Source organism: Actinomycetospora sp. NBRC 106378, from assembly GCF_030269685.1.
Classification (GTDB): domain Bacteria; phylum Actinomycetota; class Actinomycetes; order Mycobacteriales; family Pseudonocardiaceae; genus Actinomycetospora.
Genome location: NZ_BSTT01000009.1, coordinates 222,874 through 244,243, shown reverse-complemented (window position 1 = coordinate 244,243; position 21,370 = coordinate 222,874). Strand labels below are relative to the sequence as shown.

The window sequence follows — 21,370 nt, the reverse complement described above, 5'->3', positions numbered from 1 at the left end:
GGTAGCTGGGCTTCGCGCAGCACCTCGAGGCGTTGTTCCACCACGCTCACCATCGCCCTCAGCGGCATGGCCCACCACAGCGCAGCCACCCCGACCTGTCAGGTATCTCCCCGGTACGGCGTGTCCAACATGTCCCCGGCTACGACACGGTTCCCGGTGCCGCGCGAGCCTGATCAGTGACGTCTCGGCGACCTACGTCGCCGCCACCACGCACCACCTCGGGCGGCACTTCACGTTGTCCTCCAGCACGCGCTGAAGGAGCGCGCATGGACCTCCTGCCGTGCCTGACAGGCGAGACGCTGCGGACTCAAGCGTCGGGAAGCTCGATCGCGAACCGCTTCTCCTGCCCCAGGACGGCCGAAACGAGGGCGTCGAGCCCTTCCTGCAATCCGAACAGGCTCTGCACATCTCGGCTCTCGACGAGGAGGTCCTGCTCGCTCTCGACATCGATGACGCTCAGCTCCGCCTCGCCCGTCTCCCAGAGGACGAGTTGGCCGATGCGTTCGTCGTTCTCAAGCGTGAGCGCAACCATCGGCTTCGGGTAGCCGACGGAACTCCCCTCGAGTTCAAGAGTGGTGCCATGTCCGGCCATCTCGGCCTCATGCCGTGACACCCAGTCACTCATAGCGGCTCGCAGGGATCGAAACGGCACCTCATCCGCGGCGCTCACAGGTGAACCCTCGATGCAATCCACTCGATGTTCGAAGCCGGCGGCATCTCGGTGGGCAAACCCTTGCGAGCCGCAAGCTTTCCGAACGTGGATTTCGGCCCTGGGATGAATTTCCAGTCCTTTTCTCCGCCCTGTCGCAACGGAGTGTCCGCCGGTACGTCGAATTCCACGTATCTGCTGCCGGGCTTGGCCTGAGACATGTAGGACTCCGCGCTGGGCGGTTGGGCTACGTACGTGCCATACCCGCCTGATCCGTTCTGCACCTTCCCAGTGTCGACCATCGCCTGGTGCTCGTCTGGATGCATCCAGCGCCCCACCCTGGTGCTCTGGTCGGCCGTGCCCTGGCTGGGTACGCCGTCTGCACTCGGACCTGACGCCGCCGGTGACCCACCACCCGACGGAGGCTGCGCGGCGCACGGGTTCAGGCCCAGCGGGTCGGCCCAGGTGTGCGGGTTGTGCACGTACGTGGCCGGGTTCGGCGCGGGGGCCAGCCCGAGGGGGTCCTGCGACAGGTACCGGGCGGCGTCGGGGTCGTAGTAGCGGTGGAGGTTGTAGGCGAAGCCGGTCTCGGGGTCGAGGTACTGGCCCGGGAAGAGGAGTGGGGTGGAGACGCCCTGCCACTCCGTCCGGCCCCAGAGTGACCGGCGGGCCTGCCCGACCACCGACCCGTCGTCGGAGACCAGCTCCGTGGGCGCGCCGACCAGGTCCGTGACGATGGCGAAGAACGCCTCGTCGACCTCCGTCCGCCCGGCCGCCCGTCGGCGCACCCGCTGGGATACCGGCCGCAGACCGGCGTGGTCCCAGGTCGTCGACGAGACGCCGTCGGGGGCGTGCCGGACCTCCTCGACGAGGGTCGACCCGTCCCAGGCGAAGTCGACCTGCTCGGACGGCCCGACCTTCGACACGCGACGGCCGAACGCGTCGTAGACGTAGGTCCACCGGGCACCGTCAGGGGTGGTCACCGCGCTGAGCTGGTCGAGCGCGTCCCACTCGTAGCGCCAGGTCTCGGGCCGGCCCGACGACCGGCGCCGGACCCGCTGCACGACACGGCCCTCGGCGTCGTGCGCGTAGCTGACCCGGCCCGCCCGCTCGAGCACCGTGCCCCGGAAGGTCCGCGCGCCGCTGACCTCGGGGTCGGCGCCCGGCCACGACGCGCCGGTCATGTTGCCGAGTCGGTCGTAGGCGTAGATCTCGGTCCACCCGCCGGCGCGGACGCCGGTGACACGGCCCCGGAGGTCCACGTCGAACTCGCGGGCCCCGATGCCGGTCAGGGCCCCGTCCGCGCGGTACCGGTACTCGCGCGCCAGGTCGCCGATGCGCTGGCCGACCATCCGCCCGTCGACCCACTCCTGCTCGACGACCGCCGCGCCGGACCGTCGGCGGGTCTCCCGGCCCGCGACGTCGTGGTCGAACCCGATCTCCACCCCCGCCACGAGCGACCGCACCGTCGAGTCGGGGGCGTACGACCAGCGCGACGACTGTCCCGTCGGCGTCACCCGCTCCGTCCGGCGCCCGAGCAGGTCGTACGCCGACGTGACCGCCCGGCCGTTCGTCGCCTCCCCCACCACGCGGCCCACCGCGTCCCGCGTGAGCACCACGTCCACCTGTGGCGTCGTCGCCCGCACGAGCCGGCCGACCGGGTCGTGGTCGTACGTGGTGAGCGAGCCCCGCGCGCGCCGTTCGCTCACCTGCCCGAGCGCGGTGAACGCGTACGTCACCGTCTCGCCCAGCGCGTTCGTCCGGGCCCGCACCTGCCCGGCCGCGTCGAGGTCGTAGGTCCGACGGCGCCCGTCGTAGTCGGTCTCCGCGACCAGGCGCCCGGCGGCGTCGTACTCGTAGGTCCACCGCGAGCCGTCCGGCGCGATGACGCCGACCAGCCGCATCTCGGTGTCCCACACCTGCTCGGACCGCGCCCCGTCCGGTTCGACCCGGGCGGCGACGAGGTCGAAGTGCGTGTGCTCGAACCGGGTCACCGCGCCGGTCGCGGAGGTGACCGACGTCAGGTTCCCCTCGCCGTCGTAGAGCCGGCGCTCGACCCCGTCGTCGGGCTGGCTCCGGGTCGCGAGCCGCCCCTCGAGCGTCCACGTGTACCGCGTGACGAGGCCCGTGGGGTCGGTCTCGGTGACCACCCGCCCGAACGCGTCGCGCTCCCACCGCGTCACCGCGCCCACCGGGTCGGTGACCGAGACCGGGAGCCCCGCCGCGTCGTTCTCGACCCGCGTGATCGCCCCGAGCGCGTCGGTGACCGCGACGAGGCCGCGGTCGTCGTGGGTGTACCGCGTGGCAGCCCCGAGCGGATCCGTCGTCGCCACCCGTCGTCCGGACCCGTCGTAGGCGTGCGACCACACCGCCCCGTCGGCGTCCTGCACCCGCACCGGGCGGCCCGCGGCGTCGTGCTCCTCGACGACCGACGACCCGTCCGGGCGCGTGACCCGCTCCAGCACGCCGACCGCGTCGTGGCCGTACCGCGTGGTCCGGCCGAGTTCGTCGGTCTCGGCGACCACCCGGCGGCCCTCGTACTCGGTGTGCCGCTCGTGCCCCAGCGGGTCCACCACCCGGACGACCCGACCCTCGTCGTCGTGGGAGTACCGCGTGGTGTGCCCGAGGGAGTCGGTGCAGGCGACGACGTCGCCGTCGTAGGCGAACGTGCAGCTCAGCGTGTCGCCGGAGCCGACCTGGCGGACGATCCGGTCGCGGTCGTCGTACTCGTGACGGAACCACGTGCCGATCCGGTCGGCCCAGCCCGTGACACGCCCGCGCGCGTCGTACCCGAACCGCGTCGGCAACCCCGAGGACCCGACGACGGCCGTCAGGTTCCCCGCCTCGTACCCGAACCGGACCAGCGCGCGGTCGCCGCCGTCCGGGCCCGCGCCCGCCAGGTCGTACCCGACGATCCGGTCGCGCTCGGTCAGGACCTTCACCCGGTACCCACCGCCGTGCACGACCTCGAGCGGCGTCCCGTCTGCCAGCCGGTCGACGTCGTACCAGTGCCCGCGCTCCACCACCGCGGTGAGCCAGCGCTGCTCGCCCGCGCCACCGAAGTGCCAGCGCCGCTCCCCGTTCCCGACGACGGGTGTGGTCCCGTCGAGCGCGAGGGTCCAGCGCGGGTCCTCGCGGGACGCGCCACCCGTCGTCGGGAAGTGGAGGGCCATCCCGTCGACGCGGGCGAGGACGATCGCGTCGTCGGTGACGACGAGGTGCTGGTCGAGCGTGGAGGTCCAGGTCGGCCCGAAGAACCGCCCGGACCGGTAGGACGACCGGTGGAAGCGTTCGAGGACCAGCGGCAGCGCGCCCGGGAGGACCACGTCGACGGCGGGCAGCAGCAGGTGGCCGGTCCCCATGTCGACGGGCTCGCGGAGGACCAGCCCGTCGGCCGGCGCCGTTCTCGTGGCCGGGGCCATGTCGATCCGCAGGCCCGCGGCCGGAGTCGGGGCCGTCCGGACCGCCGCCACCGCCTCCGGCGTGAGCCGCGCCCCGGCCTCGACCGCGTCGGCCACCTTGATGCCGCCCTTGATCCCGGTGGCCGCCCAGCCCGCGAACGGGATCATCGCGGCCGCGGAGAGCCCGGCGTTGAGGTAGTCGCCCTCGGCGGTGTACCAGGCCGCGTTGGCGCCGTCGGCGACCTCGCCCACCACCGGCACGAGCCCGGCGACGTCGAGCGCGGCGTGCCCGAGGTCGGACCACGAGAAGCCGGACTCCTCCTCGGGTGCGGGCGCCGGAGGGGCGGGCGCCGCGGCCGCGGCGAGCCGGACCGGAGGCCCGAGTGGGGCACCGGGCGCACCCGCCGTCGTCCCCGGCGCCCCACCGGCCGCGCCGGGAACCGGCGCCGTCATCCCCGCCAGCTGTCCCTGGGCGGCCTGCACCTGCGTGGTGGCGGCCTGGTTGGCCTGCAGCTCCTGCCGGGTGGCGCGCTCCATGAGCGCCCGACCCTCGGCGATCTTCTGCTGCGCGGCGGTCACGGCCAGGTTCGCCGCGTCCATCGCCGCGTCCTGGTGCCGGGAGGCCGGTGCGGTCGCCGCGGCCAGGGAGGTGACCCGCGCCGACGCCGCCGCGAGCTCGGTCTCGCCCTGGCGGACCATCTCCTCGCCGCGGGCGAACATCTCCTGGGCCGCCCGCAGTTCGCCGGCGTAGGTGGTCACGGCCTGCCCGGCGAGCCGGGCCACGTCCGCGCCGATCGCGGCTCGGCTGCCGATCTCGGCGATCCGGCTGGTGGCCGCCGTCGCCGCGCCGCCGGTCCAGGCGCTGCCGAGCCCGCCACCGGCCGCCCGGATGCCCTCGCCCGCGCTGGTGAACTGCTCGGCCGTCGACGTCAGCTGCGACGCCCCGGCCTCGACCGCGCCCGGATCCCCCGGCATCGGCACCCCGACCACCCCCTCCCGCCCGGACGGTAGGGAAGCCGGACCCGCCGTGGGTGCGGTTCGGAGAAAGTCGCCGAGGCGGCCGGTCAGCCCCGGGACGCCGCCAGCGCCTCCGCCAGGCGCGGCGGCACGGGCACCTTGGTGAACGAGGTCGCGTCGACGCAGACGTGCACCAGGTGCACGGTGACCGCGTCCTCCCACGCGTCCCCGGACCGCCGCCGGACCGCCACCCGCGAGGAGATCGACGTCGTACCGACCTGCTCGTTCTCGACGACCAGCGACACCTCGTCGCCCCATCGCACCGACGACCCGTAGTCGAGCGACGCGTGCACGATCTGGATGTCCACGCCGTCGGCGATCATCTCGGGGTACGGGTAGCCGACGGCCGCCTGGAAGGCCGTGAACGCCTCGTCGCACCAGGTCAGGTAGTGGCCGAAGAACACCACGCCCTGCTGGTCGATCTCGGCGTACCGCGGCACCACCGGGTACGCGACGCTCACGAACGCAGCCCGAGCGACTCGTCGGAGAACTCGCCCTCGGGGGTGCCCTCGCCGTTCGGCCGCAGTTCGTTCTCCCGACCCCGCAGTTCGACCCGGCGAATCTTCCCGGAGATCGTCTTCGGCAGGTCCGCGAACTCGAGGCGCCGCACCCGCTTGTACGCGGGCAGGTTCGCGCGGCAGTACTCCAGGATCGACCGGGCCGTGTCGGCGTCCGGCGAGAAGCCGCGCGCCAGCACCACGTAGGCCTTCGGGACGGCGAGCCGGAGCGGGTCCGGCGACGGCACGACCGCCGCTTCGGCGACCGCGTCGTGCTCGATCAGCACGCTCTCGAGCTCGAACGGCGAGATGCGGTAGTCGGAGGCCTTGAAGACGTCGTCGGAGCGGCCGACGTAGGTGATGTAGCCGTCCGCGTCCCGGGCTCCGACGTCGCCGGTGTGGTAGTAGCCGCCGCGCATCACCTCGGCGTTGCGCTCCTCGTCGTCGGCGTACCCGACCATGAGGCCGACCGGGCGCTTCGAGAGGTCGACGCAGATCTCGCCCTCCTCGCCGACCGCACCCGACACCGGGTCGACCAGCGCGATCTCGAAGCCCGGCAGCGGGCGGCCCATCGAGCCGTCCTTCACCGGCTGGCCAGGGGTGTTGGCGATCTGCAGCGACGACTCGGTCTGGCCGAAGCCGTCGCGGATCGTCAGGCCCCAGGCCTCCCGGACCTGCTCGATGACCTCGGCGTTCAGCGGCTCGCCCGCGCCGACCAGCTCGCGCATCGGGACCTTCCAGGCCTTCAGGTCGGCCTGGATGAGCATCCGCCACACCGTGGGCGGCGCGCAGAACGTGCTCACGCCGTGGTCGACGAGCACCCGCAGCATCGTGTCCGCGTCGAAGCGGGCGTAGTTGTAGATGAAGATCGTCGCCTCGGCGCACCACGGCGCGAAGACGTTCGACCACGCGTGCTTCGCCCAGCCCGGGGAGGCGACGTTGCAGTGCACGTCGCCCGGCTGCAGGCCGATCCAGTACATCGTCGACAGGTGCCCGACCGGGTAGGACACGTGCGTGTGCTGCACCAGCTTGGGCTTCGACGTGGTGCCCGAGGTGAAGTAGAGGAGCAGGGTGTCGTCGGCCCTCGTCGGGCCGTCCGGCTCGAAGTCCGCGGACGCGGAGGAGGCCGACGCGAAGTCCTGCCAGCCCTCCGGGACGGACGGGCCGACGGCGATGCGCGTGTAGTCGCCCGGCACGTCGGCGAACTTGTCGACGTCGGCGTCGCGGACCACGACGTGCGCGGCGGCGCCCCGGTCGATGCGGTCGCGCAGGTCGGCCGCGCCCAGCATCGGCGTCGACGGGATCAGCACGGCGCCCAGCTTCATCGCCGCGAGGATCGTGTCCCACAGCTCCACCTGGTTGGCGAGCATGAGGATCATCCGGTCGCCGCGGCGGACGCCGAGGGAGCGCAGCCAGTTCGCGGTGCGGTTCGACCGCTCGCTCATCGTCGCGAAGGAGTACTTCGCCTCGGAGCCGTCCTGCTCGACGATCCACAGCGCCGCGCGGTCCTGCGACGACGGGTCCCGGCCGATCGCGTCGAAGTGCTCGAGCGCCCAGTTGAACTCGTCGAGCTCCGGCCAGGCGAAGTCACGGCGGGCGGCGTCGTAGTCGGTCTGTCGCTCGACGAGCAGGTCACGCGCGGCGCGGAACGCCTGCGCGGCGGGAGTCAGTTGCGACGACGACGTCGGCACGGCGGGAACCTCCGGAAACGACAGCGGGCGGGCACTGCGAGGTTCCTATCACCTCGCGGTACCCGCCCACAGCCGTACGACCGGCTACTTGAACAGCTTCCGCAGCACCAGCAGCCCGATCAACGTGCCCGCCGCGATCACGGCGTACTTGATCTTCGGGTCCGCCCACTTCTCGGCGGCGATCTCCTTGCCCTGGTCGGCGAGACGCTGCGGGTTCGCCCGCTCGGAGAGCTCGTCCAGCGCCCCGGCGAGCGCCTCGCGAGCCTGCTCGATCTCTCGCTCGATGGTGTCCGGGTCGCGTGCCACGGAGCCTCCCTCGTCCTTCTCGGTACGTGCCGCAGCACCTCGGGTGCCGCCATCGTGGCGGCATCGTGTCGTCCCCGCGCGCCGAGCCCTGGGACGACGCGCCGCACGGTGGCCGACGACATGTGAGCGGTATCGATTCCCCGTCGCCCCGCTCGCCCGGCTATCGTGCCCGCCCGTGGCTGCCGATAACCGCCTGACCCCGGGTGACGTCGCTCCGGACTTCTCGCTCACCTCCGACACGGGCGAGACGGTGTCCCTGGCGGACTACCGGGGGCGCCGCGTCGTCGTCTACTTCTACCCGGCCGCGAACACCCCGGGTTGCACCAAGGAGGCGTGCGACTTCACCGAGAACCTCGGCACGCTCAACGACGCCGGGATCGACGTCGTCGGCATCTCCCCCGACAAGCCCGAGAAGCTCGCCAAGTTCCGCGCCGACCAGGGCCTGACGTTCCCGCTGCTCTCCGACGCCGAGAAGACGGTCATGCCCGAGTGGGGCGCGTGGGGCGAGAAGACGATGTACGGGCGCACCTCGGTGGGCGTCATCCGGTCGACGTTCGTCGTCGACGCCGAGGGCAAGGTGGAGGTGGCCCAGTACGGGGTCAAGGCCACCGGCCACGTGAGCCGGCTGCTGCGCGACCTGAAGCTCTGACGTACCGGCGATGGGATTCGAACCCACACTGTGCGGCACCTAAAGCCGCTGCCTCCTGCCATTGGGCTACGCCGGTCTGCCGTTCGGACTATTCCTTCCCGACGGCGGGTGCGGTCACTGTAGGCCGTCGCGCACCTGTCGTGGGCTCCCGACCGGAGGGCCCCGCCTTGTCGTTGTGATTCACAACGACAAGGCACTCCGGGTAGGCGAGGACGCCGCGACAAGCCATCGCACTCTCGTCGGGAAGGCCTCAGAGGTACGAGCGGACCGCCTCGGCCATCTCCCCCGCCGCCTCGACCGGCGTGAAGTGCCCGACGTCGTCGAGCACCCGCACGTCCGCGCGCGGCAGCAGGTCCGGCACGGCCGAGGCGAACGCGGGCGGGAAGATCGGGTCCTGCGCCCCCCAGACGACGGTGGCCGGCACGTCCACCGGCGGTGGGAACTCCGTCACGCCCTTCAGGCCCAGCGCCGTGTACAGCGAGGACGAGCCCGAGCGGTACCAGTTCAGCGACGCCGTGAACGCCCCCGGCCGCGCGTAGTCCTCGACGAGCTGCTCGTCGACGACGGCCTCCGGGCGCCCGCCCCAGTGCGACCAGAAGTGCTCCAGGTACGTCCGCACGGCCGCCGGGTTGCCGTCGATCAGGTTCACCGCGAGGTCCAGCTGCTGGAAGTCCTGGTACCAGAACTCGGGTCGGTACTCGTCGGACAGCACCGCCTCCACCGTCACCGACGGCGCGAGCGTGTTCCCGAGGACCAACGCCCGGACCCGGTCGGGGTACTCGCGGGCGTACGCGACCGCCGTCGTGATGCCGACGTCGTAGCCCACGACGACGGCGGGCTCCAGGTCCAGCTCGGCGAGCGCCGACACGATGTGCGCCCGGTCGAAGTCCGACGGCGGCCGTGACTCGTCGCCCGGGGTGAACGACTTCCCGAACCCCGGCAGGTGCGGCACCACGACCTCGGCGGTGTCCACCAGCAACGGCGTCAGCAGCCGGTAGTCCGACACCCCGCCCGGCCACCCGTGCAGGCACAGCACCGGGGCACCGCTACCGCTCCGTTCCACCGCCAGCATCGAGGACCTCCAGCACGCGGAACCCCGCGTTCGACGACAGTCTCGACACCCTGTACCCCTGATCGCCCAGCCATCGCGCGAGCGAGTCGGATCCGAGGTTCTTCGCGACGACGAGGTGGCTGGGTCCGTCCACCCGCGGCAGCCACTGCAGGAGCAGGTCGTGCAGGGCCTCCTTCCCGCCCCGGATCGGGGGGTTGGACCACATGCCGGCGAAGCGGACGTCGTCGGGGACCTCGTCGGGACGGCAGGCCCGGATGTTGTCCAGGCCGGCGGCGCGGGCGTTCTGCTCCACCAGCCCCAGCGCCCGCGTGTTCACGTCGACCGCCCAGACCGTGGACCGGCGCCGGATCGTCGCCAACCACAGCGAGATCGGTCCCCACCCGCAGCCGAGGTCGAGCAGGTCGCCGCCCCGCTCGGGCTCGGGCGCGTGCTCGAGCAGCACCCGTGTGCCCTTGTCGAGACGGCCGCGGGCGAACACCCCGGAGTCGGTCGTGACCTGCAGCGACAGGCCCCGGACGTCGAGCCGCGCCGGTTCCGGCGCGGACGGGGTGGTCGGCTCCTCGGCGAAGTACTGCTGGTTCACGACGACGGAGCGTCCCCGACGAGCTTCCGCAGCTCCGGCGCCAGCGAGCGGAACGCCCGGGCCCGGTGCGAGACCGCGTTCTTCTCCTCCGGAGACATCTCCGCGGAGGTGACCGACCCGCCGTCGGGAACGAAGGCCGGGTCGTAGCCGAAGCCGTTGACGCCGCGCGAGGTGCGGATCAGCCGCCCGGGCCAGCGCTCGGTCACGACGACCTCGCGGCCGTCCGGGTGCACGGCCGCGGCCGCGCAGACGAAGGCGGCGCCGCGGCGTTCCTCGGGGACGTCGGCCATCTGGTCGAGCACGAGCGCGAGGTTCTTCGCGTCCTTCTCCCGACGGTCGCCGGACGAGCCCGACCAGCGCGCCGAGAGCACCCCCGGCATCCCGTTGAGGGCGTCGACGGCGAGCCCGGAGTCGTCGGCGACGGCGATCATGCCGGTCGCCGCGCACGCGTCCCGGGCCTTGGCCAGCGAGTTCTCCGCGAACGTCGCCCCGGTCTCGGGGGCCTCGGGGAACTCGGGCACCTCGTTCAGCCCGACGACCTCGACGCCGAGCCCGGAGACGATCTCCCGGAGCTCGACGAGCTTGGCGTCGTTGCGGGTGGCGAGGAGGACCTTCGTGGGAGACGCGGCGGAGCGGAGCTCGACCGGATCGCTCGTCACGGCAGCTCCCCCGGGTACGGCTCGGCGAGCGCGGCGGCCTGGGCCTCGGTGAGTCGAGCGATGCCGGCGAGGGCCGAGTCGAGCATGGCGTCGAGGGTGGCGCGGGTGTAGGTGGCGCCCTCCCCGGTCCCCTGGACCTCGACGAGCGTGCCCGCGTCGGTCGCGACGACGTTCATGTCGACCTCGGCGCGGCTGTCCTCCTCGTAGGGCAGGTCGAGGCGCACCCGACCGTCCACGACGCCGACCGAGACCGCCGCGATGGAGCACGACAGCGGGTTCGGGTCGGCCAGCTTCTTCTTCGCCCCGAGCCAGGTCACGGCGTCGGCGAGGGCCACGTAGGCGCCGGTGATCGCCGCGGTGCGGGTGCCGCCGTCGGCCTGGAGGACGTCGCAGTCGAGCTGGATCGTGTTCTCGCCGAGCGCCTTGAGGTCGATCGCCGCGCGCAGCGACCGGCCGACCAGCCGGCTGATCTCGTGGGTGCGACCGCCGACGCGGCCCTTCACCGACTCGCGGTCGGACCGGGTGTGCGTCGCCGAGGGCAGCATCGCGTACTCGGCGGTGAGCCAGCCGAGGCCGGAGTCGCGCCGCCAGCGGGGAACGCCCTCGGTCACGCTCGCCGCGCAGAGCACACGGGTGTTGCCGAAGGACACCAGCACGGACCCGGCCGGGTGCTGCTGGAACCCCCGCCGGATCTCGATGGGGCGGAGTTCGTCGTCGGACCTGCCGTCACTGCGTGCCACGGTCGCCCACCCTAGGAGGCGCCGCTCCGGAGCGACGCTGTCGGACCCCTTGGTTAGCGTGGCGCACGTGCCCCGGGACCGTCTCGTTCTCCTCGTCGCCTGCCTCGCGCAGTTCATGGTCGTGCTCGACGTGTCGATCGTGAACGTCGCGCTGCCGGCGATGCGGGAGGCGCTCGGGTTCTCGGCGGTCGGGCTGCAGTGGGTGGTCAGCGCCTACACGCTGGCGTTCGCGGGCTTCCTGCTGCTCGGCGGGCGCGCGGCCGACCTCTTCGGGCGCCGCCGGATGTTCCTGGCCGGGCTCGTGCTGTTCGGGACGGCGTCGCTGGTCGGCGGCCTGGCCGACTCGCAGGGGCTCGTGCTCGCCGCCCGCGCCGCGCAGGGCCTCGGCGGTGCGGTCCTCTCCCCCGCCACCCTGACGATCCTCACGACCACCTTCACCGAGGGCGCCGCCCGCTCGCGCGCGCTCGGGGCCTGGACGGCGATCGGCGGGGTCGGCGGCGCCGTGGGCGGCATCGCGGGCGGGGTGCTCGTGCACTTCCTCAGCTGGCGCTGGATCTTCCTGGTGAACGTGCCCGTCGTGGTGCTGACGGCGGTGCTCGCCCGGATCGCGGTGTCCGAGACCCGCGCGGACGACCGCCCGCGCCTCGACGTCGGGGGCGCGGTGCTCGTCACCGGTGGTCTGGTCGCGTTCGTGCACGGGGTGGTCACCAGCGAGACCGCCGGGTGGGCCGCGCCCCTGACCTGGGGCAGCTTCGTCGTCGCCGCGGTGCTGCTCACGGGCTTCGCGGTCCTCGAGACGCGGATCGCCTCGCCGCTCGTCCCGCTCGGCATCTTCCGGATCCGCCCGGTCAGCGTCGCCAACGGCACGATGGCGCTGATCGCCTCGGCCATGTTCGCGATGTGGTACTTCCTGTCGATCCACATGCAGGGCGTCCTCGGCTTCGACGCGCTCACCGCCGGGCTCGCGTTCCTGCCGCAGTCGGCCTCGATCGTGCTCGGCTCCCAGTTCTCCTCCCGCATGCTCGGGCGGCTCGGCACCCGGCCCCTGCTCGTCGGCGGTGCGTTCCTGACGGCGGCCGGCTTCGCGTGGTTCGCGCTGCTCACCCCGGAGTCGACGTGGGTCGGCGGCGTGCTCGGACCGGGCATCGCCGTGGGGCTGGGCATGGGTGTCGCGCTGACGCCGCTCGCGGGGGCCGCCACCTCGGGGGTCGACCGCACCCGGGCGGGCCTCGCGTCCGGGCTGCTCAACACCTCGCGTCAGGTCGGCGGGGCGATCGGCCTCGCCGTGCTGTCCACCCTCGCCACCGCACGGGCCGACGGGCTGCTCGCGGTGGGCGCCTCCCCGGCTGCGGCCGCCACGGCCGGCACCACCCGCGCGTTCGCAGTGGCCGCGGTGGTCGTGGCGGTGGCCGGGCTCGTGGCGCTGCTGCTGCCGCGATCGCCGCGCACCACGGAGGACTCCCCCGCCGAGCTCGTCACCGAGCCGGTCGATGGAGCCACCGCGCGCTGACCCGTCGGGCCCCCGCGAGGTGCACACCAGGCATGCCCCGCGCGCGCCGGGACCTGCCCCACATCACCCTCGCGAACGCCACCCCGTGCACCCGTCCGCGAGGTGCACACCAGGCATGCCCGGCCGCGCCGGAACCCGCCCCACGTGACCCTCGCGCGAGGCAGCCGGGTCGGCCTCAGACCGTGTAGTGCCCGTCGGGCCGGACGAGCTCCGCCGGGCCGGAGTACTCGGTCCGCGCCTCGGAGAGGAGTTCCTCGCCGTCGTACCAGGCCGGCACGTGGGTGATGAGCAGCCGCTTCACCCCGGCCTCGCGGGCGACCACCCCGGCCTGCTTGCCCGAGAGGTGCACCCCCGGCGGACGGTCGGGCGAGTCGGTCCAGGTCGCTTCGCACAGCAGCACGTCCGCGCCCCGGGCGAGCTCGACGAGCGAGTCGCACGGCCCGGTGTCGCCCGAGTAGACCAGCACCCGGCCGTCGTGCTCGAGACGGACCCCGTAGGCCTCGCAGGGGTGGTCCACCGGGGCGCTCGACAGTGCGAAGTCGCCGACGCCGGCCGGGCCGTCCGCGAACACGTGGTAGTCGAAGACGTCCGTCAGATCGGTGGCGACGCGTTCGTCCGAGGACGGCGCGTAGGCCACCGCCAGGCGCACCTCGGACTCGCTCGGCCCGTGCAGCGGCAGCACCTTGCCGGGCCCGTCCGGGTGGTAGCGCCGGTGGACGATCAGCCCGGAGACGTCCGCGCAGTGGTCCGGGTGCAGGTGCGACAGGACCACCGCGTCGAGGTCGAACGGGTCCATGTGGCGCTGCAGCGTCCCGAAGGTGCCGTTGCCCAGGTCGAGCGCCAGGGTCGTGGAGCGGGTGCGTACGAGGTACCCGGACGCAGGCGAAGTGGGCCCGGCCCCGCTGCCGGAACACCCCAGGACGATCAGTTCCACGCGGGCACCCTACGGGCCGATCGGAGAGGGCGACACTCCGTCGGACGGACGGCTTCCCCGCGAGCCCCGTCGATCCGCCGTGGCGACGAGCCGCGCGGCCAGGATCCCGGCCAGTGCCCCGAACAGGTGAGCCTGCCAGGAGACCCCGGGCGTGCCCGGCAGCACGCCCCAGAGCACCCCGCCGTAGAGCAGGAAGAGCACGACGGCGAGCGCGATCTGCCGTCCGGACCGGGCGAAGAAGCCGCGGAAGAGCAGGAAGGCGAGCCACCCGAAGATCACCCCGGACGCCCCGACGGTGACCCCGAAGCCGGTGAGCCAGGTGAGGAAGCCGCCGAGCAGCCACACCAGGGCGGTCACCGCGATGAACTGGCCGAGGCCGCCGGCCAGGACGAGGAAGCCGAGCACCAGGAACGGCAGCGAGTTGGCGATGAGGTGCGCCCACCCGTAGTGCAGCAGCGGCGCCCAGAGGATGCCGGAGAGGCCGCTCACGGAACGCGGGACGATGCCGTCCTGATCCAGCGCACCGCGGAAGACGAACTGGTCCAGGGCCTCGATGACCCACAGCAGGGCGAGGAAGAGCACCATCCCGACGGCAGCACGGGCCGGATGCGCCGGGATGATGCGGGGCTTCGCGGGGACGGTCGGGGCGCTCACCATCCCGACGATAGCGACGGAACCTGAGAAATCAGGCCCAGAGCTGGCCCTCGAGCCCCTCCGCGGCCTCCTCCAGCGTCCCGGCGTAGGCACCGGTGGACAGGTACTTCCACCCGCCGTCGCAGACGATCATGACGATGTCGGCCTCGTCGTCGCTCCCGGCCGCCTTCTCGGCCTGGGCCAGGGCCGCGTGCAGGATGCCGCCGGTGGAGATGCCGGCGAAGATGCCCTCCTGCTCGACCAGCTGGCGGGTGCGCCGCAGCGCGTCCTGCGCGCCGACCGAGTAGCGGCCGGTGAGGACGTCGGGGTCGTAGAGCTCGGGCACGAAGCCCTCGTCCATGTTCCGCAGGCCGTAGACCAGCTCGCCGTAGCGGGGCTCGGCGGCGATGATCTGGCAGTCCGGCTTGTGCTCGCGCAGGTAGCGACCGGTGCCGACGAGCGTGCCGGTGGTGCCGAGGCCCGCGACGAAGTGGGTGATCGTCGGGACGTCGCGCAGGATCTCCGGGCCGGTGCCCTCGTAGTGCGCGAGCGGGTTCGCCGGGTTGCCGTACTGGTAGAGCATGACCCAGTCGGGGTTCTGGGCCGCGATCTCCTTCGCGGTGGCCACTGCCTGGTTGGAGCCGCCCGCCGCCGGCGAGAAGATGATCCGCGCGCCGTACATCTCGAGCAGCTGGCGCCGCTCGGCCGAGGTGTTCTCCGGCATGACGCACACCAGCGAGTAGCCCTTGAGCTTCGCGGCCATCGCCAGCGAGATCCCGGTGTTGCCCGAGGTCGGCTCGAGGATCGTGCAGCCGGGCGTCAGCAGCCCGTCCTCCTCGGCCTTGGTGATCATGCGCAGGGCCGGGCGGTCCTTGATCGAGCCGGTCGGGTTGCGGTCCTCGAGCTTCGCCCACAGCCGCACGTGCGGCGCCGGGGAGAACGACGGCAGCCCCACGACGGGGGTGTCGCCCAGGGCGTGGATCAGCGAGTCGTACCGCGCCATCGGGTGCTCCAGAGAAGAGACGGCCCCCGGGCCGCGCCGGCCCGGGGAACGGGGCTCAGCGGCCGCCGGCGACGGCGGGCAGGATCGTGACGGTGCCGTTGTCGGGGACCTGCGCGTCGAGGCCACCGGCGAAGCGGACGTCCTCGTCGTTGACGTAGACGTTGACGAAGCGGTGCAGCGCGCCGTCGGTCACCAGCCGGTCCTTGATACCGGGGTGGTTGGCATCGAGGTCGGAGATGACCTCCTGCAGCGTCGACCCCTCGGCCTTGACCTGCTTCTCCCCACCGGTGTGGGTGCGCAGGATCGTCGGGATCGAGACGGTGGCGGACACGGCTTTCCTCCAGGAGAACGGGGCGGGACCTACACGGGACAGCGTCGCACGACGCCGGGTTGTTCCGGGACGTCAGGAACGGTCCGGCACGTCACCCGCGCCGGTGTGGGAGAACATGTAGTTCTCCACGACCTGGACCTCGTCCTCGACGACCTCACCTGCGTCGTCGAGCAGGAACGAGCGCAGGTCGTAGGGCGAGTCCGGTCCGGTGATGGCGACGATCGCGAAGTGGACACCGGGCTGCAGGCCCATGAACTCGATGTCCTTGACCGAGGGGTAGGCCTCGGGGAGCCCGGTGTCGGTGAGCGGGCGGCGCGGGACGCGCGTGTGCGAGTGGAAGACCACCACGGTCTCCTCGTCGCGCTGCGTCGCCTCCTTGTACACGGCGAACTGCTCGCGCGAGTCGAAGCGGTAGTCGCTGCCCCGGGCGTCGGCGTCGTCCGCGTTCGTCATCGGCACGTAGCGCTCGGGCCGGTCGCTCTCCTCCGGGCCCAGCAGCTGACCGCACGCCTCGCGCGGGTGGTCGCGGCGGGCGTGCGCGACCAACTCCTCGACGAGGTCCCGGCGGATCACGAGCACGCCGACCACCCTACGGGCCGCTCAGGGCAGCAGCACCGTGAGCAAGGAGTCCTGCAGCCAGGTCAACCAGTGGTAGACGGGCAGGTGGTCGGTCCGGGGGTCGTCCGGCGGCAGCTGCTCGGGCATGTCCTCGGTCACCTCGAGCGCGGTGCCGAGCGCCAGGCGGACGTCGTTGACCGCGGTCAGCCACGCCTCGGCCTGCGGCACCGTCAGTTCCACCCGCCCGCCGCCGCCGGGGCAGGAGGCGAGCAGCGTCGCGATGGCGTCGCGCTTGGCGGTGATCAGCTCGGGCTCGTTCACCGAGCGCATGGCCGCCGAGAGCGCCGCTCCGTCGGGATCGACGCCACCCGCTGCATCGTTCCCGTCGGGCCGGTGGAAGTCCGGGAGCAGTCGCGCGAGCACCGGGTCGTCCGGGGCCGTGGACGGTCCGGTCCGGATCCCGGTGAGGGCCGCGAGCTCGTCCTGCGGGACGGCGTCGGCGCGGCCGGAGAGCATGTCGTCGACCTGCCCGACGAGCCCCCGCAGCACCGAGGCCTCGGCGGGGTCGAGCACCGCGACGTAGCGGGCGCGCTCGCCCCGGCCGTGCCGTTTCCAGGCGCGCACCGGCTAGCCACACCCCGTCGCTGCGCTCGCCCCGGTCACGACGCCCGCTGCATCGTCGCCCACAGGCCCGCCGCGTGGAGCTTCGCGACGTCGCCCTCGACCTTCTCCCGACTGCCCGACGACACCGTCGCCCGACCCTTCTGGTGCACGTCCATCATCAGCGCGGTGGCCTTCTGCTTGTCGTAGCCGAAGATCTTCTGGAACACGTAGGTCACGTAGGACATCAGGTTGACCGGGTCGTTCCACACGATCGTCTGCCACGGGGTGTCGGCGCCGACGAGCTCGTCGGGCAGCTCCTCGACCGTCGGCGCCGGCTCCACCGGCGCCGAGAGCGCAGGAAGACGCTGGGGCAGGGGGAGCACGCCGACAGGGGAGCCCGACCCGATCGCACAGCGCATCTCGCCATCGTCTCAGCTGCCCACCGGGTGCCGCACGTGGCCGTCCCCGGGCCCCGGCGAAACGAATCGGACATCCGTCGCGATCGTTCACCCGGAAGGGGGGTGGGGATGCGCGTGCGGGTCGAGCTGTCCGAGCAGCAGGACGCCCGCGCCCACGCCCGGGAGCACGCCGCGGACCGTCTGCCCGACCGCACGCCCTACGGCCTCCACCGGGTCGCGACCGGCGACGTCGACGTCGTCTTCCGGCCGCCGCTGCCGCCGGCCGCCCGGACGCTCTCGCGGGTCGTCCGCAACCGGCTCGGCGGGTACGACGTCGTCGGCGCGACCGCCGGTGCCCTCGACCGCGACCGCGCGCGGGCCGACGTCGTGCTGTGCATGGACGAGCGCGCCGGCTTCCCCGCCGCCCTCGGGCCCGGCCCGCCGGTCGTCAGCCACCTCATCTGGGTCGGCCGTCCGGACTCCTACGGCCGCGCCCGTCGCGCCGTCGTGCACCGCGCGCTGGACCGCCTCGCCGGGGCCTTCACCACGACGCCGAGCCTGCGCGACGACCTGCTCGCGGCCTGGGATCTCGATCCGTCGCGGGTGGTGGCGGTCCGTCCCGGGATCGACACCGGGTTCTTCCCCCCGCAGCCCTTCCCGACGTCGACCGACGAGACCTCCCCGGACCCGACGCCCGTCGTCGTCAGCGCCGGCGACGACCGGTTCCGCGACCACGGGACCCTCGTCGCCGCGCTCGACGGGCTGCGTCGCCGGGGGCTGCCCGTGCGGCTGGAGCTGGCGACGACCCTCGCGGACGCGCAGGTACCGGCCGGCCTCGGCGTCCTCCACCGCCGCCGGATGGAGGGCGGGATGCGGGCCCTCTACCGCCGGGCGAGCGTGGTCGCGGTGGCGCTGCAGCCGACCACGCGCGGCAGCGGCACCAGCGTGGTGCTCGAGGCGGCTGCCTCCGCGCGGCCGGTCGTCGCCACCCGCACACCCGCGATGGCCGCGCTGGTCGCCGACGGCGAGCGCGGGCTGCTCGTCGAGCCCGGGGACCCGACGGCGTTCGGCGACGCCGTCGCCGCTCTGCTCGCCGACCCCGACCGGGCCCGGCGCATGGGCGCGGCCGCCCGCACCTGGGTCGAGGGAGCCCACACGAGCGCCCACATGGCCGACGACGTGCGGCGTGTCCTGCGGGGCGCGCTGCGGCCGTCCTGACGACGGGGCCTGGTTACGCTGGCGGGGTGACCAGCGGCACCGCGCTCATGACCGACCAGTACGAGCTGACGATGCTCGACGCGGCCCTGGCCGACGGCACCGCCGACCGGCGCGCCACGTTCGAGGTGTTCGCGCGCTCGCTGCCGCACGGGCGCCGCTACGGCGTGGTCGCGGGCACCGCGCGCGTGCTCGAGTCGCTCACGCGCTTCTCCTACGGCGACGACGAGCTCGCGGCGCTCCGCGCGACCGGCGCGCTCTCCGAGCGCGTGCTCGACCACCTCGCGGGCTTCCGCTTCGCGGGCGACGTCGTCGGCTACCCGGAGGGCGAGCTGTACTTCCCGGGCTCCCCGGTGCTCTCGGTGTCCGGGACCTTCGCCGAGTGCGTCCTGCTCGAGACCCTCGTGCTCTCGATCCTCAACCACGACTGCGCCATCGCCTCCGCCGCTGCCCGCATGGCGACGGCCGCGGCGGGCCGGCGGCTCATCGAGATGGGCTCGCGGCGCACGCACGAGGAGGCGGCGGTCGCCGCGGCCCGCGCGGCCTACCTCGCGGGCTTCGACGCCACCTCCAACCTCGAGGCCGCCGCCCGCTACGGGGTCCCGACGACGGGGACCTCGGCCCACGCGTTCACGCTCCTGCACGACACCGAGGAGGAGGCGTTCCGCGCGCAGGTCGCGGCGCTCGGCGTCGGGACCACCCTGCTCGTCGACACCTACGACATCACCGAGGGCATCGAGACCGCGGTGCGCGTCGCCGGCCCGGAACTCGGCGCCGTGCGCATCGACTCCGGCGACCTCGGGGTGATGGCCCAGCGGGCGCGCCAGCAGCTGGACGCGCTCGGGGCCACGAGGACGCGCGTGGTGCTCTCCGGCGACCTCGACGAGCACGCCATCGCCGGGCTGCGCGCCGAACCGGTGGACGCCTACGGCGTGGGCACCTCCGTCGTCACCGGTTCCGGGGCCCCGACGGCCGGGATGGTCTACAAGCTGGTCGAGGTCGACGGCCGTCCGGTGGCGAAGCGCTCGTCGTCGAAGGAGTCCCGTGGCGGCGCGAAGTCCGCCGTCCGCCGCCACCGCCCGACCGGCACCGCGGTGGAAGAGGTCGTGCACCGGATCGACCACCCCGTGGAGGTCGGCGAGCACGACCGCGTCGTGCCGGTGGACCTGGTCAAGGCCGGGGAGACGGTGTCGGGCCTGCCCTCGCTCGCGGACGCCCGGGAGCACCTGCGGCGCAACCTCGTCGCCATCCCGTGGGAGGGCCTCAAGCTCTCCCGCGGGGAGCCGGCCGTCCCGACGACGTTCGTCCCCTGACCTACTCGTCCAGCTGCGGACGGATCTCCGTGGCGAAGCGACCGAGCAGCTCGCGGCCCTCCGCGACGTCGCCCCGGTTGGTCGGGACGATCAGCTCGTCGAGGCCGGCCTCGCGCCACCGGCCGATCGTGTCCACGATCTGCGCCGCGGAACCCGCGACGACCGGGGAGCGGGACTCCGGGGCCGTGCCGTCGATCAGGAACAGAGCCTGGGTGGACCGCCGGATCTCCCCCGGGTCGCGCCCGATCCGCTCGCAGTGCTCGTCGAGCACGGCGGACTTGTGCGCGAACACCTCGGGCGTGGACCAGGTGTTCCACTCGTCGGCCCAGCGGGCGACCACGCCGAGCATGCGCCGCTCGCCGGAGGCCCCGATGAGCAGCGGGATCCGGTCCGCCGCCGGGACGTGCGGGGCGTCCGTCACGGCGTAGTGCCGACCCGACACGGTGGTCCGGGGGCGGCGGAGCAGGCCGTCGAGCACGGCCAGGCCCTCCTCGAAGCGGTCGATCCGTTCCCGGACCGGCCCGAGCGGGATGCCGTAGGCGGCGTGCTCGTTGAGCTGCCAGCCCGCTCCGACCCCGAGGACGAGGCGCCCGCCCGACAGGTCCGACGTCGTCGCGGCGATGTTGGCCAGGACGGCGGGGTGCCGGTAGGTGATCCCCGCGACCATGCTGCCGAGCCGCAGGCGCGGCACGACGGTGGCGAGACCCGCGAGCACCGAGAAGCAGTCGCGGAGCGCGACGTCGGAGCGTTCCTCGGTCCCGGTGTTGCCCATGAAGTGGTCGGCGACCCAGAGTCCGTCGTAACCGGCGGACTCCGCCTCGTGCGCGACGGCGACGATGTCCGTCGTCGACCAGGTGGTGTTCAGCCAGGCACTGACGGCGAGAGTCACCCGGCGAGCAGATCACGGGCCCCCGCGAGGGGCAAACGACGGCCCCGACCCCCGATAGGGTGACGCCATGACCCGCGCGCTGATCGTGGTCGACGTCCAGATCGACTTCTGCGAGGGCGGCTCCATGGGCGTCGCCGGCGGGGCGGCGACGGCCGCCGCGATCACCCGGTTCCTCGGTGCCGAGCACGGCCGCTACGCGCACGTCGTCGCCAGCCGCGACTACCACGAGGACCCGGGCGCGCACTTCGCCGAGCACCCGGACTTCGTCGACAGCTGGCCCGTCCACTGCCGGGTGGGCGAGCCGGGGGCGGCGTTCCACCCGGAGCTCGACGTGTCGCGCATCGAGGAGGTGTTCTCGAAGGGCCGGCACACCGCCGCGTACTCCGCCTTCGAGGGCACGTCGGAGTCCGGGGAGCGGCTCGTGGACTGGCTGCGCAACCGCGGGGTCGACCTCGTCGACGTCGTCGGGATCGCCACCGACCACTGCGTGCGCGCCACCGCGGTCGACGCCGCGGCCGAGGGCTTCTCGACGACGGTGCTGCTCGACCTGACCGCGGGCGTCGCCCCGGAGACGACCGAGACGGCGTGCAGCACCATGCGCGAGGCGGGCGTCGCGCTCGCCCGTGCGTCCTGACTCCTCCGTGGCAGGAAAGCGTCGTTGCTGTCACGAGGTGACAGCAACGACGCTTTCCTGCCGTGGGGGCCGGAGGTCTCGCCGC

Annotated in this window: 22 protein-coding genes and 1 tRNA gene; 5 read left to right on the top strand and 18 right to left on the bottom strand. The window is 73.3% G+C overall.

Annotation, left to right across the window (positions count from 1 at the left end; translation table 11 throughout):
- Positions 1–307 precede the first annotated feature (307 nt).
- The 5 genes from QSK00_RS20500 to QSK00_RS20480 all read right to left on the bottom strand — a co-directional run bounded on the left by QSK00_RS20500 (position 308) and on the right by QSK00_RS20480 (position 7,561).
- Positions 308–670 carry an immunity protein TriTu family protein gene (locus QSK00_RS20500; protein ID WP_285593514.1) on the bottom strand — a complete coding sequence of 121 codons (363 nt, stop codon included), beginning with the start codon at positions 668–670 and terminating at the stop codon, positions 308–310.
- Positions 667–5,025 (bottom strand): TreTu family toxin, encoded by a 4,359-nt coding sequence (locus tag QSK00_RS20495; RefSeq protein ID WP_285593543.1) that lies wholly within the window; start codon positions 5,023–5,025, stop codon positions 667–669. Before QSK00_RS20495 ends, QSK00_RS20500 begins: the two co-directional genes overlap by 4 nt.
- Positions 5,026–5,114: 89 nt before the next feature.
- Positions 5,115–5,528 carry an acyl-CoA thioesterase gene (locus tag QSK00_RS20490; RefSeq protein ID WP_285593513.1) on the bottom strand — a complete coding sequence of 138 codons (414 nt, stop codon included), beginning with the start codon at positions 5,526–5,528 and terminating at the stop codon, positions 5,115–5,117.
- Positions 5,525–7,255, bottom strand: coding sequence for an AMP-binding protein (locus QSK00_RS20485; RefSeq protein WP_285593511.1), 1,731 nt, complete (start codon positions 7,253–7,255; stop codon positions 5,525–5,527). The genes QSK00_RS20490 and QSK00_RS20485 overlap by 4 nt, the downstream gene beginning before the upstream one ends.
- 84 nt (positions 7,256–7,339) lie before the next feature.
- Complete coding sequence (locus tag QSK00_RS20480) at positions 7,340–7,561, bottom strand: DUF3618 domain-containing protein (protein ID WP_285593509.1); 222 nt, start codon at positions 7,559–7,561, stop codon at positions 7,340–7,342.
- Positions 7,562–7,736: 175 nt separating this feature from the next.
- Between QSK00_RS20480 and bcp the strand changes: the two genes are divergently transcribed.
- On the top strand, positions 7,737–8,210 hold the full coding sequence (gene bcp, locus QSK00_RS20475; RefSeq protein ID WP_285593507.1) for a thioredoxin-dependent thiol peroxidase: 474 nt from the start codon (positions 7,737–7,739) through the stop codon (positions 8,208–8,210).
- A 2-nt stretch (positions 8,211–8,212) separates the two neighbouring features.
- On the opposite strand, the gene QSK00_RS20470 is transcribed toward bcp, so the two are convergent.
- The 5 genes from QSK00_RS20470 to rph all read right to left on the bottom strand — a co-directional run bounded on the left by QSK00_RS20470 (position 8,213) and on the right by rph (position 11,264).
- Positions 8,213–8,286, bottom strand: a tRNA-Leu gene (locus QSK00_RS20470).
- A 174-nt stretch (positions 8,287–8,460) separates the two neighbouring features.
- Positions 8,461–9,273, bottom strand: a complete 813-nt coding sequence (locus QSK00_RS20465; RefSeq protein WP_285593504.1) for an alpha/beta fold hydrolase — start codon at positions 9,271–9,273, stop codon at positions 8,461–8,463.
- On the bottom strand, positions 9,257–9,865 hold the full coding sequence (locus QSK00_RS20460; protein WP_285593502.1) for a class I SAM-dependent methyltransferase: 609 nt from the start codon (positions 9,863–9,865) through the stop codon (positions 9,257–9,259). The genes QSK00_RS20465 and QSK00_RS20460 overlap by 17 nt, the downstream gene beginning before the upstream one ends.
- Positions 9,862–10,524 carry an RdgB/HAM1 family non-canonical purine NTP pyrophosphatase gene (gene rdgB / locus QSK00_RS20455; RefSeq protein WP_285593500.1) on the bottom strand — a complete coding sequence of 221 codons (663 nt, stop codon included), beginning with the start codon at positions 10,522–10,524 and terminating at the stop codon, positions 9,862–9,864. The genes QSK00_RS20460 and rdgB overlap by 4 nt, the downstream gene beginning before the upstream one ends.
- Positions 10,521–11,264, bottom strand: coding sequence for a ribonuclease PH (gene rph / locus QSK00_RS20450; protein WP_285593499.1), 744 nt, complete (start codon positions 11,262–11,264; stop codon positions 10,521–10,523). The genes rdgB and rph overlap by 4 nt, the downstream gene beginning before the upstream one ends.
- A gap of 67 nt (positions 11,265–11,331) precedes the next feature.
- Between rph and QSK00_RS20445 the strand changes: the two genes are divergently transcribed.
- Positions 11,332–12,774, top strand: coding sequence for a DHA2 family efflux MFS transporter permease subunit (locus tag QSK00_RS20445; RefSeq protein ID WP_285593497.1), 1,443 nt, complete (start codon positions 11,332–11,334; stop codon positions 12,772–12,774).
- A 175-nt stretch (positions 12,775–12,949) separates the two neighbouring features.
- Here QSK00_RS20445 and QSK00_RS20440 read toward each other — a convergent pair whose 3' ends face one another.
- The 7 genes from QSK00_RS20440 to clpS all read right to left on the bottom strand — a co-directional run bounded on the left by QSK00_RS20440 (position 12,950) and on the right by clpS (position 17,219).
- Positions 12,950–13,708, bottom strand: a complete 759-nt coding sequence (locus QSK00_RS20440) for an MBL fold metallo-hydrolase (RefSeq protein ID WP_285593495.1) — start codon at positions 13,706–13,708, stop codon at positions 12,950–12,952.
- Positions 13,709–13,717: 9 nt separating this feature from the next.
- A complete protein-coding gene (locus QSK00_RS20435; protein WP_285593493.1) occupies positions 13,718–14,365 on the bottom strand; it encodes a rhomboid family intramembrane serine protease in 648 nt (215 codons plus the stop codon).
- 28 nt (positions 14,366–14,393) lie between these two features.
- A complete protein-coding gene (locus QSK00_RS20430; RefSeq protein ID WP_285593492.1) occupies positions 14,394–15,344 on the bottom strand; it encodes a PLP-dependent cysteine synthase family protein in 951 nt (316 codons plus the stop codon).
- A gap of 55 nt (positions 15,345–15,399) precedes the next feature.
- Positions 15,400–15,675 (bottom strand): MoaD/ThiS family protein, encoded by a 276-nt coding sequence (locus QSK00_RS20425; RefSeq protein ID WP_285593491.1) that lies wholly within the window; start codon positions 15,673–15,675, stop codon positions 15,400–15,402.
- Positions 15,676–15,747: 72 nt separating this feature from the next.
- Positions 15,748–16,254, bottom strand: coding sequence for a M67 family metallopeptidase (locus QSK00_RS20420; RefSeq protein ID WP_352231157.1), 507 nt, complete (start codon positions 16,252–16,254; stop codon positions 15,748–15,750).
- Between the two features lie 21 nt (positions 16,255–16,275).
- Entirely contained in the window at positions 16,276–16,857 is a 582-nt protein-coding gene (locus tag QSK00_RS20415) for a DUF2017 domain-containing protein (RefSeq protein WP_285593486.1), read from the bottom strand.
- A 35-nt stretch (positions 16,858–16,892) separates the two neighbouring features.
- Positions 16,893–17,219 carry an ATP-dependent Clp protease adapter ClpS gene (gene clpS / locus QSK00_RS20410; protein ID WP_502872057.1) on the bottom strand — a complete coding sequence of 109 codons (327 nt, stop codon included), beginning with the start codon at positions 17,217–17,219 and terminating at the stop codon, positions 16,893–16,895.
- Positions 17,220–17,363: 144 nt separating this feature from the next.
- On the opposite strand from clpS, the gene QSK00_RS20405 reads away from it, so the two are divergent.
- Both QSK00_RS20405 and QSK00_RS20400 read left to right on the top strand, forming a co-directional pair.
- On the top strand, positions 17,364–18,452 hold the full coding sequence (locus tag QSK00_RS20405; protein ID WP_285593484.1) for a glycosyltransferase family 4 protein: 1,089 nt from the start codon (positions 17,364–17,366) through the stop codon (positions 18,450–18,452).
- A 47-nt stretch (positions 18,453–18,499) separates the two neighbouring features.
- Positions 18,500–19,762, top strand: a complete 1,263-nt coding sequence (locus QSK00_RS20400; protein WP_502872059.1) for a nicotinate phosphoribosyltransferase — start codon at positions 18,500–18,502, stop codon at positions 19,760–19,762.
- Position 19,763: 1 nt separating this feature from the next.
- Here QSK00_RS20400 and QSK00_RS20395 read toward each other — a convergent pair whose 3' ends face one another.
- Entirely contained in the window at positions 19,764–20,651 is an 888-nt protein-coding gene (locus QSK00_RS20395) for an LLM class flavin-dependent oxidoreductase (protein WP_285593480.1), read from the bottom strand.
- Positions 20,652–20,718: 67 nt separating this feature from the next.
- Here QSK00_RS20395 and QSK00_RS20390 point away from each other — a divergent pair, with 67 nt between their 5' ends.
- Positions 20,719–21,285: an isochorismatase family protein gene (locus QSK00_RS20390; RefSeq protein ID WP_285593478.1), complete on the top strand. Its 567-nt coding sequence runs from the start codon at positions 20,719–20,721 to the stop codon at positions 21,283–21,285.
- Positions 21,286–21,370 lie beyond the last annotated feature (85 nt).

What these genes read in the sequence shown, in the direction of transcription:
- QSK00_RS20495 (WP_285593543.1), bottom strand. Translation starts at nt 5,025, where the DNA reads ATGCCGGGGGATCCGGGCGCGGTCGAGGCCGGGGCGTCGCAGCTGACG.
- QSK00_RS20435 (WP_285593493.1), bottom strand. Translation starts at nt 14,365, where the DNA reads ATGGTGAGCGCCCCGACCGTCCCCGCGAAGCCCCGCATCATCCCGGCG.
- QSK00_RS20430 (WP_285593492.1), bottom strand. Translation starts at nt 15,344, where the DNA reads ATGGCGCGGTACGACTCGCTGATCCACGCCCTGGGCGACACCCCCGTC.
- QSK00_RS20405 (WP_285593484.1), top strand. Translation starts at nt 17,364, where the DNA reads ATGCGCGTGCGGGTCGAGCTGTCCGAGCAGCAGGACGCCCGCGCCCAC.
- QSK00_RS20400 (WP_502872059.1), top strand. Translation starts at nt 18,500, where the DNA reads ATGACCGACCAGTACGAGCTGACGATGCTCGACGCGGCCCTGGCCGAC.
- QSK00_RS20390 (WP_285593478.1), top strand. Translation starts at nt 20,719, where the DNA reads ATGACCCGCGCGCTGATCGTGGTCGACGTCCAGATCGACTTCTGCGAG.